Origin of the sequence: Microcystis sp. LE19-84.1B, from assembly GCF_027531875.1 — a bacterium.
Lineage (GTDB): Bacteria > Cyanobacteriota > Cyanobacteriia > Cyanobacteriales > Microcystaceae > Microcystis > Microcystis panniformis.
In genome coordinates this window covers 1-12,156 of sequence record NZ_JAPZSR010000234.1, presented here as the reverse complement: position 1 = coordinate 12,156, position 12,156 = coordinate 1, and the positions used below count along the sequence as shown (strand labels likewise).

Sequence of the window (12,156 nt, the reverse complement as noted above, 5' to 3'; positions counted from 1 at the left end):
AGCCTTAATTAAATTAGAATGTTCTAACTTTCTGGCATTTTGTAACTCATTTAATTTATCATCGCTACTTTCGGGGATAACTTTAATGGCAACTTCTTGAACCGATGTATTTCTGACCATTTCACTAGCATGAAATACACCCCCAAAACCACCCGCACCGAGAAACTTATTAAGACGATAAGAGTTTATTCGTTGCCCTTCTAACATCTTCATCATTTGGTCTAGCATAATAATAACTCCTGAATTAGCCAATTTTTACGTTGTGTAACTATCCTATTAAGTGAGTGGTTTTAACGAAGGCAGGGGACAAAAGGCAAAAGGCAAAAGCTTTATCGAAATGTGTAATTAATTTTGCTTAGGTACTTATTAAATTATAAGATAGATGTGCCTTTGATTGGGTGCATCTCATTTTTGTAAATCTACTAATTTGGGATTTTTAAGGGGAAACTTTCTCCTAAAATTGGGCGTTACTTTCGGTTTTATCACTCAATCCAAGCTTTTGGGTAGGGTTGATTCATAGTAGGGTTGATTCATGAATCAACCCTACCCAAACCCCCCGTTGGGACCCAAACCCCGGAGCGCATTAGTTTTTCGGTGGGATGCTTACACGCGATTGTTCATATTTTTGTACTAATTTAAGAGTCACTGATAATTGCTAATTGTCGGTATTTCTGCATAAGTGGGATGCACTCCTTAATCTTCCGCTCGGTATTAGGGAGATTTTTGTCAAGTCTGAACTCGAATTACTTAACAATTCGGTGAAGGTGAATCAACGAGAGCCGTTAATCTTTATTAAGGAGGGTTTGCCCTCAATCCCCTTGGTTTAAGGACTTATAAAAACCAGAAGAAAGCAACTAAAATAGCAGTGAGAGTGGCGGCAAAAATGAGAGCGTATTCAATTTTTTGATTGATAATACCAATAACCATGACTAGGGTAATTGCCAGAAGAAACACACCGATATAGACTAGATCTTGAGAACCTGAATTAACTAAGTTATTATTTAAAGTCGGTGTGGGTGTGGGAGTTTGTAGAATTGTTGATGAGAGACTAATCGTGGAGGTAATGAACATAAGTAAGTAGTTATAATTAAATTGAAGATAGATTTTGCCTCTGATCCCCCCTACCCCCCTTAATAAGGGGGGTGCCGATAGGTGGGGGGATCTGACAACTTTTAACACCTACCTACTTAAATATTTATGCCTACCATAGAACTAATTCTATACAGTAAACCGGACTGTCATCTTTGCGAAGGGTTGCTAGAAAAACTAGAAAAAATCCGTCAACCGGAGTGGCAGTTAGAAATTAGGGACATTACCAGTCGAGAGGATTGGTTTAACGCTTATCAGTACGAAATCCCCGTCCTCTGTCAAAAACTGGCCACGGGGGAAAAAATCCTTCCTCGTCTTTCCCCCCGGGCAAATGCCGAACAATTGGCCCGTCTTTTAGCCAATAATTTAACCTAGGGGCTAATTACCCGGACTAGGACTAACGACTGGACTCGGAGAGGGAGAAGACTGGGGGACTGGTTGCGGTTTGGCTGCGGGTTGAGTTTGATACCATTTAAAGTGTTGGTAGGCCGTGCGCGATATTTGTTGAATCAGAGTCCTAGCGTTACTATCATTGTGGGGACGTTTCACCATCACTGCTCCTAGATAACGTTTCCCGTTGGGCATATCAATAATCCCCGCATCCGCTAACATCGAGCCAATATCACCGGTTTTATGGGCAATATCGGCGGATTTCTCGATACCTTGCGGCAGCAGGGTGCGAGTGCGCGTTTCCTGCATAATATTCAATAGACGATCGCGGGAACGTAAACTGAGTAATTCCCCTTGATTAACTTTTCCTAAGATTGTCACCAAATCTCTCGGACTTGTGGTATTGGTTCCTTCCAAGTCTGGTAAAGGGTTATTAATTACCGTACTGGTCAAACCCCAAGCTTGAAAACGCTGATTAAGAGCCTTTTTGCCGCCCATGCGCTTAATTAACATATTAGTAGCGGTATTATCGCTAATTACGTTCATTTTAGTGGCGGTTTCTAGGGCAGTATAGGTTTTATTCACTCCTAGATACTGCATATCCCCGGACCCACTGGCCAGGACATCCTTAGTGGCCACAAGGGTTTCATCGAGACGAATTTTTCCCGCATCCACATCCTCAAAAAAGGCCACCAGGATCGGGATTTTAATCGTACTAGCGGCGGCAAAAATAGTATCTCCGCGAAAATTAGCGTAAGCACCGTTATCGAGGTCAATAAATAATGCTCCTGCCTGTAATTTCGGATATTTGACCGCTAAAGCCTGTAATTTCTGGTTAAGGCTGCTGAGATTTTCGTTTAAAACTAAGGTGGTCGGTTTTGGGGTGACGGGTTTGGGAGTCGGGGAATTAGTAGCGGTGGGTTTTGGGTGTAGGGGTAATTTGCTCGGATCCACCACCGTTAAAACCGTACCAGCGATCGCACCTAAACCGACACCAAGGATAGAGAAGCGAAGAACCTGAAGGAGAAAAGAAGCGATTAGGTTGGGTTTACGCTGTTTTTTTGCCCTTTTAACGGGTACAGACCTTTTTTTATTGTTTGAGTCCAGGGACCTAGGGGACCCTGGACTAGATTGAACTTTAGTAGGACGACGAGTTACTTGACGAGTCACGGTTTTCCTCAAGGGTATCCAGATTTATTATCGATCGCTAGGAGAATTTTTTTTCTTGCCCTTGAGACTATCAAGACCGAGAAAAAGTTGCCCGATACTTTCAATATGACCGATAATGCCCCGCAGCAGGGCTAATTCCTCCACCGTGGGACGGGCCCGATGATAAAATTGCCGGAATTTCTCCATCCTAGCGGCGGCGGTGTGGGGGTAAAGATAGCCAATTTTGAGCAAAAAGCTCTCTAAGTGCTGATAATAGCCTTCTAGAGCCTCAAAAGTGGCATTAGGGAGCATTTCTAACGGGGGTTCGAGCCTATTTTCCGTGGCCATTTGGTACAGTTCGTAGGAGCAAACCGCCACCGCTTGGGCGAGATTGAGGGAGGAATATTGAGGATTAGCGGGAATACCGACAAAACGCTGGGCGTGGTTCAGTTCGCTGTTACTTAAACCCCGGTCTTCTGGCCCGAAAATTAAGGCCGATTCTAGGTTAGGGGTGAGTAACCAGGGTAAGGCGGTCCGGGGTGTTTCAAGGGGAGTATTCAGGTGACGGGGTTTCGAGGTGGTGGCAATGATGCGATGACAACCCTGCAAAGCTTCCCCCAGGGTGGCTACCTGTGAACAGTTTTCTAGGACTTCAATCCCGTGTACTGCCATGCGTCGCGCTTCTTCTGCAAGGATATCACAGGCAGGATTGACGATAATTAAGCGACTTAAGCCCATATTCCGCATAATTCTGGCAGTGGAACCCACATTTAAGGCTCCGGCTGGTTCAACTAAAATAATTCTCAGGCGATCGAGTGGGGAACTCTGATTATTTTCATCTACACTCATAGATAAGGCGCAGTTTTTGACTTTTTAATTTTAATCATGGCACGTCAGCCCTCGAAGTCCGATCTTCCCAGTAAAATTTGTCCCGTTTGCGGTTTATCCTTTACTTGGCGCAAAAAGTGGCAAAACTGTTGGCATGAGGTCAAATACTGTTCAGAACGCTGTCGTCGTCGCAAGTCCTCGGTGAATCAGTAAAAAGCCGAGAATTTTAACTATCAAATAGGCACTCTTGCAAAAGGCAATTTTTAGCTGAGGACTTAGATGGGTAATTAATTTTGCTGAGGTACTCTATTAGCTTTTAATTTTACGACTAATTTAGTAAGCTGATACTTGGCTAAATTAACTTTTTCTTAAGAGAATCTGAATGCACATTGCTTGGTTAGGAAAAAAATCTCCTTTTTGCGGTAACGTTACCTATGGGCGAGAAGTGACTAATTCCCTGCTCGATCGAGATTATCAAGTCAGTTTTCTACATTTTTCTTCCGAAAAACCCACCGTAAGCGATTGGCCTGACTTTTACGACGAAATCACCCTGCCACGTCTCTATAGTTCCCAAGTCTATACTATTCCCACCCTGAAATCGAGTCGGGTTCTACAGGATAAACTCAGGGAACTGAAACCCGATCTAGTTCATGCGTCCTTACCCCTGTCTCCCCTCGATTTTCTGCTACCAGAAATTTGTGAGTCTTTAGATTTGCCTCTGGTGGCGACTTTTCACCCGGCTTTTGATAGTAAAATTCGCAATCTCATCTCCAGTACCCAATTATTAACCTACCAACTACACGCCCCTTTTTTAGCTAATTACGATAAAGTAATTATTTTTTCCACCTCTCAACGGGATTTTTTAGTTAAATTGGGAGTTCCCGAAGAAAAATTAGCAATTATTCCCAATGGGGTTGATATTAATAAGTATTGTCCAGGACCATCGAATATTAAAGCTCAATATAATGCCGATTGTTTATTTGTTTATCTCGGTCGGATCATGCCGGAGAAAAATGTAGAATCTTTATTGAAAGCCTGGAAAAAAACTAATTTAGGGGATAGATGCAAACTGCTCATTGTTGGCGATGGTCCGTTAACTCCTTCCCTTAAACCTTTTTATGGGGAAGAAGATGGTATTATCTGGTTAGGTTTTATCGGCGATGAAAATAAACGAATTGAAATTTTGCGCGGGGTTGACGGCTTTATTTTACCCTCTTTAGTGGAGGGTTTATCGATTTCCCTCTTGGAAGCGATGGCCTGCGGTGTTGCTTGTCTGGCTACGGATGTGGGTGCCGATGGGGAAGTGTTAAAAGGTGCGGGAATAGTTCTAGATACTAAAGGACTAATTACCCAATTAAAAACTATCTTGCCTGTATTACGAGATCATCCCGAATTAACCACAATTTTAGGTCAAAAAGCCCGTCAAAGAGTTTTAGACTCTTACACTCTTAGCAAAAATATTGATCGCTTACAGTTAGTTTATCAAGAAGTGTTAGCCCAAAAACAATCTTCTCTTAGCTACTTTCACTAAGGAATTTATATGACGATTGCCCGGACAATTTGCTTGGGATTTATTGCGGTAATTTTAGCGGGAACTTCCCTGTTGATGTTGCCTGTTTCTACCACTAGCGGCACTTGGAATGATCCAATTGTTGCCCTCTTTACCTCCACTTCTGCTGTCTGTGTCACGGGTTTAGCAGTGGTAGATACGGGTACTTATTTTTCTTTTTGGGGTCAATTATTTATCGCTTTATTAATTCAAGTGGGTGGACTGGGATATATGACCACTACCACTTTTTTAATGTTATTAATTGGGCGAAAATTTGACCTGAGACAGAAGTTAGCGATTCAAGAATCCTTTGATCGACCTTTCCTACAAGGTAGTCAAAGTTTAATGAAATCAGTGATTGCTACTACTTTAGTTTTTGAGTTAACAGCAACTTTTGTTATGTTAACTGTCTTCGCCCAAAAGTATGATTTTAGGTATGCGGTGTGGTTATCTTTATTTCATAGTATTAGTGCTTGGAATAATGCGGGTTTTGGCTTGTTTAAAGATAACTTAATTTCCTATCATTCTTCAATTGTTATTAACTTATCTATCACAGGATTAATCATTTTTGGAGGTATCGGTTATCAGGTAATTATCGAGTTTTACACTTGGTTTATTTACCGCTTTCAATATAAACGAAAAGGCTTTGTTTTTTCTCTTAACTATAAAGTTGCTATCAGCACAACTATATTTTTATTAGTGATAGGAACATTGGCTTTCCTATTTACTGAACAGGGAAATGGTGACACTTTGGCTAATTTATCACTTAAAGATAAATTGCTGGCTGCTTGGTTCCAATCGGTAACATCGAGAACAGCAGGATTTAATACTATTGATATTGGTAAAATTTCCGTGGAAGGTTTATTAATTACCATGGCTTTGATGTTTATAGGAGCCAGTCCTAGTGGTACAGGGGGAGGTATTAAAACCACAACTTTTAGGATTTTATATAACTGTACCCGCTCGGTTTTACGGGGACATGAAGAAGTGACTCTCTATCAAAGACGCATTCCCATGCCGTTAATTTTAAAGTCAATGGCGGTGGTTTTTGGTTCGGTTATAGCGATTATTATTTCCACCCTAGCTATCTCATTTGTGGAGACAGATTTTAAAATGATTCAACTATTTTTTGAGGTAGTTTCTGCCTTTGGAACTGTCGGCTTATCTATGGGAATAACCGCCGCTTTATCACCGATTTCTAAGTTAATTATTGTTTTTATGATGTATCTGGGACGGGTAGGAGTTATACTTTTAATAGCGGCTATTATCGGCGATCCAAAACCAACAGTTATTAATTACCCCGAAGAAAACCTTTTAGTGGGATAATTAATATCAGTTACCAGTTATCAGTTACCAGTTACCAGTTATCAGTTACCAGTTATCAGTTATCAGTTATCAGTTATCAGTTTCTCCTGTCTCCTCACTCATTGATACTAGCATTTTAAATGCGTAACAGCTTCAATTAAAATTATGCAATCAATTAAATTTTTTAGTAGTATGCGTCCCCAAAATCGTCAATTTGCCGTCATCGGATTAGGCAGATTTGGGCGCGCCGTTTGTGAAACCCTACGCAAACAAGGTTATCAGGTGGTAGGGACAGATATTGACGAAGGATTAGTAGCGCAAGCGTTATCTGATCGGATAGTAGATAATGCGATCGAGCTTGATTCTACCAAACCTAACGCTCTGCGAGAAGCGGGAATTTTTGAAACCGATACGGTGATTGTCGCTATTGGTAAATACGTGGAAGAAAGTATCATTACTACTCTCAATTGTAAGGAAGCAGGGGTTAATTTTGTCGCCGCTAAAGCCTCCACAGAAATCCATGGAAAATTACTCAAAAAAGTTGGCGCAGATTTAGTAGTTTTTCCCGAATACGATGCCGGTTGTGAGTTAGCGCACCGTTTAACTAGACCATCAATTTTAGAACGATTTGATCTCGATCCTGAACATAGTATTGTCGAGTTAAAAGTCCCGGAAGCTTTTCACGGTAAAACCCTAGCAGAGTTAGAAATTCGTAATCGTTATGGCTTAAATATTGTCGCTGTCGGTAATGCGGAAAAATTCAAGATTAACCCCAATCCCCAAGAAAGATTATACAAGGATTTAGCCATGGTGGTAATTGGTTCTAACCGAGATATTCAGCGTTTACCGATGTAGAATTTAGTCAAATATTTGCTCTACTCAGGGTATGCTGAAAAAGTTTTTCGTGGGGTGTAGGGAGTGGGAAATGGGGAGATGGGGAAGCTGTCTCATCACCCCATTTCCCTATCACCCTATCTCCTAACTGCTACCTGTTGCCCCTTGCCTCTTGCCTTCAGAAACTGATAACTGATAACTGATAACTGATAACTGATAACTGATTAATTTCCTCGCCAAAAGATAATCGAATTATTGAGAGGTTGGATGGTGGTGCCAGGATAATAGAAAGCGAGAATTTGTTCGGGAGACCAACCCAAACGGGCTAAATTATAGGAACCAAATTGACTTAATCCTACCCCGTGGCCGAAACCGCCACCAATAAAGTTATAACCCTGGATCTGTCGATTGGTATCGTAGATAGGATCGATGTAGAATAGGGTACTGCGAGGCGGTCCAAAAGCGCTACGCACCTCATTTTTATAGAGTTCCAAAATCCCCTTATCGGTTTGAATGGTCATAGTCAGAATCCGACCAGAAGGAGAGCGCTTAGTCACTTCCATCCATTGGATTTTCTGGAAGTCGGCGAGGGGATGTTTGCGCCGTGTTAGATAGGTTTCTAGGTCTTGACTCAAATCGGCTAAAGAAGCTTGTTTTTGCCAGCGAAAAACCCGTCGGCCTGTCTCATTGAAACCATCTTTAAGATTAATAAACTGGCGAAAAGTTGTCTCATTAGCGAGGGATTGTTTCGACAGATCCCAAACTCGATTAGGGGAGTCCACCACTGCCCGGAGATAAGGTCTTTCCTCCCCATCCCAAACATCACTAAAGAGGGCAGTTACTCCGCCGGTGGTGGAGGAATAAAGGGCATCCACTAACTCATTTTGGTAGGTTAAAACCAGTCCTTGGGTAGCTGCGATCGCTTGATCAGCCCGGGGATTAGTTCCCGTCAATCCATAATAAACTTGACAATGGGTATCGGCACAGAGTTCGTAATTATCGGCTTGAAAACGCCGGAGATTGCGGAGGGCGTAGGTACGGGCGATAATAGTTTGCGCTTGGGTGGCACTTTCCGGGGCATCATGACCGATTTCGTGGGGTACAACCCCGCGCAGGTAGGTTTCGAGGGGAACGTTATTAACTAGGGTAAAAGTGCCGTAGGCGTTGGGCTGTAGGCGCATAGTCCCACCGTACAAACGTACCTGATCGGGGCTATGGGTGACTTGAATCAGGTTTTTTTGGCTCTCGATTTCCAATTCTTTGGGAAAATAGCGCACCCCGTTGATCTGGAAAGAAACTTGCGGCTTTTCTTTGAGTAAAACACTATTAATATAGGGTTGATTGTAGCCTTTGGTTTGCAAACTGGTCAGCAACCAACGTCGCACTAGGGGATTTTCATAAACTTCTCGCTTTGCCCAAACCTGCCAGCGTCCGGGTTGGGTAATTTCCACTTTAATGCCCATTTTTGCCCAATTTTTGGCGCTATTTTCGGCGGTTTCAAAGGTGGCGTGGTCGCTTAAAATGACTTTTTCTTGGAGGATGGGAGAAGCGAGGGGACGGGGAATAACTTCTAATTGTAGGCGATTGGTTTGCAGGGTTTGGGATTGGCCATCTTCTCCCACCATGCGGAGGGTGAGATTATCATCACTGGTACTGCTCAGGGTTAATTTTTCCTTGGCTTCATCGCCAAAACGTTGGACAATGCCCACTCTCAGAAGCACATCCTTGGCCATAGCGGCAGGAATTAGGGTTAAACTGAGCAAGATCGCCGCAGTTATAGAACCGATGCTAATTATTGGTTTTTTTTCCTTGATTTTTAGCATAAAGTCAAGTATCTGTTAATAAGTTTTCATAAAAGTTGACGATATTCAGAAATTATAGCAGCAAGCCGTTAGGGGTTAGGAAGTGGGGAAGTGGGGAAGTGGGGAGGTGGGGAAGTGGGGAGGTGGAGAAGTGGGGAAGTGGGGAAATGGGGAAGTGGGGAAATGGGGAATTTCAGCTAAAACCCTAAAACCCTAACACCCTAACACCCTAAAACCCTAACACCCTAACACCCTAAAACCCCAACACCCTAAAACCCCAACACCCAACAAAGCGTCTAACTTCCTCCATCGCTGATAATGCGTAAACGTACCATTTTTTGCCCACCTTCATCCAGTTCTACTTCGATCACTTCACTGGTTAAACTTTCCAAACAGGTTAACATCGATCGCAGATGGGGATTACTTGCTCCCGTATCCACATAGAGGCGATCGGACAAACTACCCAAACGTTTCCAAGTAGTATAAAGTTTAGCCACGGCCTGCTCTAATTGTGTGGCTTGTTTAACCAGATCCGCCGCCGTATTTAGACAATCGACGCGCAAAGCTTCTTCTAGAGCCATTTCAATATCTAAATTACCCCGTCGGAGAGTTTGTACTTGGGCCGCCGCATCGAGATATTTGGCTAAACTGCGTGCTTCCGAGGTGATTAATTTTACCGTATCTACATCGGGATTAGCGGCGATTTCTTGACGGAGAGTGTCGATATGAGTATCGGGTAACTTTTCTAATTCTTTCACTAGGGGAGCGAGATGACGCGCCGGTAAACTACCATCGCTGGCTTTTTCCTTCACCTCATCGGGTAGTAAATCTGAACTCATCGCCGTCCATTCATCGGCCAATTGCTTCACCTCCCGACGAGTAATTCTCTCCCCTTGTCGGGCCGCATCACTGACTAATTTTTGAATTTCGGGGGCAGATTTGGCCGTTTCCACAAAGGCCCGTTTACTAAAATTATTGATACTATCGGGATCCAGTTGTCCTTCTGCGAGGAGAGTATCGGCACTATTAGCCAATTGAATCAGAGCATAAGCTTGACTTTTAGTGATTTCTCGCTGTTTTAACCAGTTTAAAAAGCCCGTACCGCGACTATCACCGCCTTGCTTCTCCCGGTCGCGAATAGCTCGCAAAATTCGCCCCCGCCAGATTTCCGTTTGCAAATCAAAGCGATCGCAGACTTTCCAAAAAGAATCCAGTTGCTGCTGAAAATCATGATCTTGGATGGTTTCATCTTCGGGATCCGGCAGTTGAAAGTTAAACTCTAGAGGCGTTTCAAAGGCATCAATGATCGCGGAGGTGTCGGAGGGGAACGTCGCAGCATCAACCATATATGATAGACTCGGCAGTTAATCAGGCATTTTATCTTAACTCGCTCAGGCAACCCCCGACAAGCCGATTAATCTTCAGGTAAAACCGTTCTATTAAACCTACTCAAATCTACTCATGAGCAAATTTGACGTTAACTTCCTGCTTCACTGTAGTAGTGTCGGCACTATCTACTCTACAAGCTGACACGGTGGAACTCACCGCCAAAGAAGCTAGATTTAGACTAGCGTTCAAGTCTCGACCGCAAACTGCATGGCATTGTTCACACTCAAAAACTCTTTCAGTTAAAGATAGAGACTCTTTCTTGTACCCACAATTGGAACAGGTTTTACTGCTAGGAAACCACCTATCGGCTATGATTAATTCCGAACCATACAACTGAGTTTTATAATCAAGTTGTCTTCGGAACTCGTAAAAACCCATATCCTGAACGGCTTTAGCTAATTTGTGATTAGCCATCATCCCAGACACATTTAAATCCTCAATTACTATCTTGCCGTGGTTCTTGGCTAAATAAGTGGTGAGTTTATGTAACGTATCTTTACGGATATTAGCTATTTTAAAATGAAGTTTAGCTATTTGCCGTTGGGCTTTGTTCCAATTATTTGAACCTTTTACCTTATGTCGATTCAAGTATTGAAGTCTGGCTAATTGTTTTTCGTATTTACGATAACTTTTAGAGCCTTCAAACGTCTCACCTGTCGATAAAGTAGCTAAAGATTTAATTCCCAGATCACAACCAACTACATCATGAGTTTTATTGGTTGTTTGCTGTTCAACTTCCATCTTAAAACTAATAAACCACCTATTAGCTTTTTTACTAATAGTAACAGATTTTGGCTGGTATCCATCAGGTAGCCGCTCGTAAGTTTTTAACCAACCAATCACAGGAACTTTTATCTTTTGATGGGCAATTTTAATGTTCCCATCTAAAGTGAAACTATCCTGTTTACCTTTCTTCTTGAAATTTGGTGGTTTGGCTATCTTCTTGAAGCATCTTGTCCAAGCATCGGATAAAGCTCTTAACGCCCATTGGGGGGCGCATTTAGACACTTGGTAATACCAATCATGCTCTGATTTTACCAATGCTACCAACCATTTGTGAAGGTCAAGGGTTCCGTAGGAAACTTGATTTTTTCATCAGGGTTAGCTTGATTATGGTCTAAAATTTGCTTGGTTAAAGCCAAACCCCAATTCCAAGCATGACGTGCGGTTCCTGCGTGTTGGGCTAATAATGAGCGTTGTTGATTATTTAGTTTTAACTCAGTCTTGAATCCTAGTAGCAACGTCTCTTAACTCCTCTACGATTTTTCTATTTTTATGGCTTCTAGAGCCATACAATCTAGCGGAAAATACCGTAATAATCTCTAAGACATCTTCTGCTAAATCCTCCTCAAATGTACTGTCTTCAGTTCGATTAATAATGACAACTTCAGTCCCGAATTGCTCACACAGACTAAAGATTAATTCACCACAAAATCTAAGTAATCTATCCTTATGAGTTAAGACTAACCTCTCTACTTTACTATCAACAATCAACCGAATTAATCGCTTTAATCCTTTTTTGTTGTAGTTAAGTCCTGAACCTAGGTCGTCTATAATTTCAACTTGCCAACCGTTTTGAGCGCAAAACAGTTCGACAACTTCTTTTTGACGTTCTAAATCCTTCTTTTGGTCATGACTAGAAACACGGCAATAGCCAACAGTATAAGAGAGATTCTCTTTTAAACCAAGCAACTGAGAAATTGTATAACGACGATGCCCATTAGCAGTCCGTTCTGGAATTAGTTTACCTTCAGACTCCCAACGCCTTAACGTCGATACGCTTACACCTTTCAATTTAGCGGCTTCCGATATGGTTAACTT

12 protein-coding genes and 1 pseudogene are annotated in these 12,156 nt (G+C 42.3%); 5 read left to right on the top strand and 8 right to left on the bottom strand.

Features of this window, described 5'->3' with window-relative positions; genetic code table 11:
* Together O9324_RS13735 and O9324_RS13730 are read right to left on the bottom strand one after the other, a co-directional pair.
* The coding region (locus tag O9324_RS13735; protein ID WP_288140466.1) for a protein kinase at nt 1-228 on the bottom strand (228 nt) is incomplete at its 3' end.
* Between the two features lie 603 nt (nt 229-831).
* Nucleotides 832-1,071, bottom strand: a complete 240-nt coding sequence (locus O9324_RS13730) for a hypothetical protein (protein WP_287628559.1) — start codon at nt 1,069-1,071, stop codon at nt 832-834.
* Between the two features lie 126 nt (nt 1,072-1,197).
* On the opposite strand from O9324_RS13730, the gene O9324_RS13725 reads away from it, so the two are divergent.
* Nucleotides 1,198-1,464, top strand: coding sequence for a glutaredoxin family protein (locus O9324_RS13725; protein WP_287628558.1), 267 nt, complete (start codon nt 1,198-1,200; stop codon nt 1,462-1,464).
* 3 nt (nt 1,465-1,467) lie between these two features.
* Here the strand turns inward: O9324_RS13725 and O9324_RS13720 are convergent, their stop codons facing one another.
* Both O9324_RS13720 and O9324_RS13715 read right to left on the bottom strand, forming a co-directional pair.
* Complete coding sequence (locus tag O9324_RS13720) at nt 1,468-2,649, bottom strand: serine hydrolase (protein ID WP_287628557.1); 1,182 nt, start codon at nt 2,647-2,649, stop codon at nt 1,468-1,470.
* Between the two features lie 27 nt (nt 2,650-2,676).
* Nucleotides 2,677-3,477, bottom strand: a complete 801-nt coding sequence (locus tag O9324_RS13715) for an RNA methyltransferase (protein ID WP_287628553.1) — start codon at nt 3,475-3,477, stop codon at nt 2,677-2,679.
* Between the two features lie 36 nt (nt 3,478-3,513).
* Between O9324_RS13715 and O9324_RS13710 the strand changes: the two genes are divergently transcribed.
* From O9324_RS13710 to O9324_RS13695, 4 genes are all read left to right on the top strand, one after another.
* Nucleotides 3,514-3,669 carry a DUF2256 domain-containing protein gene (locus tag O9324_RS13710; RefSeq protein ID WP_002765473.1) on the top strand — a complete coding sequence of 52 codons (156 nt, stop codon included), beginning with the start codon at nt 3,514-3,516 and terminating at the stop codon, nt 3,667-3,669.
* A 169-nt stretch (nt 3,670-3,838) separates the two neighbouring features.
* A complete protein-coding gene (locus O9324_RS13705; protein ID WP_288140465.1) occupies nt 3,839-4,987 on the top strand; it encodes a glycosyltransferase family 4 protein in 1,149 nt (382 codons plus the stop codon).
* Between the two features lie 9 nt (nt 4,988-4,996).
* Nucleotides 4,997-6,331: a TrkH family potassium uptake protein gene (locus O9324_RS13700; protein WP_002765469.1), complete on the top strand. Its 1,335-nt coding sequence runs from the start codon at nt 4,997-4,999 to the stop codon at nt 6,329-6,331.
* Nucleotides 6,332-6,475: 144 nt separating this feature from the next.
* Complete coding sequence (locus O9324_RS13695; RefSeq protein WP_002765468.1) at nt 6,476-7,165, top strand: potassium channel family protein; 690 nt, start codon at nt 6,476-6,478, stop codon at nt 7,163-7,165.
* A gap of 203 nt (nt 7,166-7,368) precedes the next feature.
* On the opposite strand, the gene O9324_RS13690 is transcribed toward O9324_RS13695, so the two are convergent.
* From O9324_RS13690 to O9324_RS13675, 4 genes and pseudogenes are all read right to left on the bottom strand, one after another.
* On the bottom strand, nt 7,369-8,967 hold the full coding sequence (locus tag O9324_RS13690) for a SpoIID/LytB domain-containing protein (protein WP_002765467.1): 1,599 nt from the start codon (nt 8,965-8,967) through the stop codon (nt 7,369-7,371).
* A 275-nt stretch (nt 8,968-9,242) separates the two neighbouring features.
* Entirely contained in the window at nt 9,243-10,292 is a 1,050-nt protein-coding gene (locus O9324_RS13685; RefSeq protein WP_002765465.1) for a hypothetical protein, read from the bottom strand.
* 109 nt (nt 10,293-10,401) lie between these two features.
* Nucleotides 10,402-11,576 (bottom strand): annotated as a pseudogene (locus tag O9324_RS13680) (RNA-guided endonuclease InsQ/TnpB family protein).
* Nucleotides 11,554-12,156, bottom strand: a 603-nt coding sequence (locus O9324_RS13675) for an IS607 family transposase (protein ID WP_288140464.1), incomplete at its 5' end; no start/stop codon positions are given. The gene O9324_RS13675 and the pseudogene O9324_RS13680, both read right to left, overlap by 23 nt.

Bases quoted from the DNA above. Each gene is read 5' to 3' on its own strand.
- O9324_RS13710 (WP_002765473.1), top strand. From the start codon at position 3,514: ATGGCACGTCAGCCCTCGAAGTCCGATCTTCCCAGTAAAATTTGTCCC.
- O9324_RS13705 (WP_288140465.1), top strand. From the start codon at position 3,839: ATGCACATTGCTTGGTTAGGAAAAAAATCTCCTTTTTGCGGTAACGTT.
- O9324_RS13685 (WP_002765465.1), bottom strand. From the start codon at position 10,292: ATGGTTGATGCTGCGACGTTCCCCTCCGACACCTCCGCGATCATTGAT.
- O9324_RS13715 (WP_287628553.1), bottom strand. From the start codon at position 3,477: ATGAGTGTAGATGAAAATAATCAGAGTTCCCCACTCGATCGCCTGAGA.
- O9324_RS13700 (WP_002765469.1), top strand. From the start codon at position 4,997: ATGACGATTGCCCGGACAATTTGCTTGGGATTTATTGCGGTAATTTTA.
- O9324_RS13695 (WP_002765468.1), top strand. From the start codon at position 6,476: ATGCAATCAATTAAATTTTTTAGTAGTATGCGTCCCCAAAATCGTCAA.
- O9324_RS13725 (WP_287628558.1), top strand. From the start codon at position 1,198: ATGCCTACCATAGAACTAATTCTATACAGTAAACCGGACTGTCATCTT.
- O9324_RS13690 (WP_002765467.1), bottom strand. From the start codon at position 8,967: ATGCTAAAAATCAAGGAAAAAAAACCAATAATTAGCATCGGTTCTATA.
- O9324_RS13730 (WP_287628559.1), bottom strand. From the start codon at position 1,071: ATGTTCATTACCTCCACGATTAGTCTCTCATCAACAATTCTACAAACT.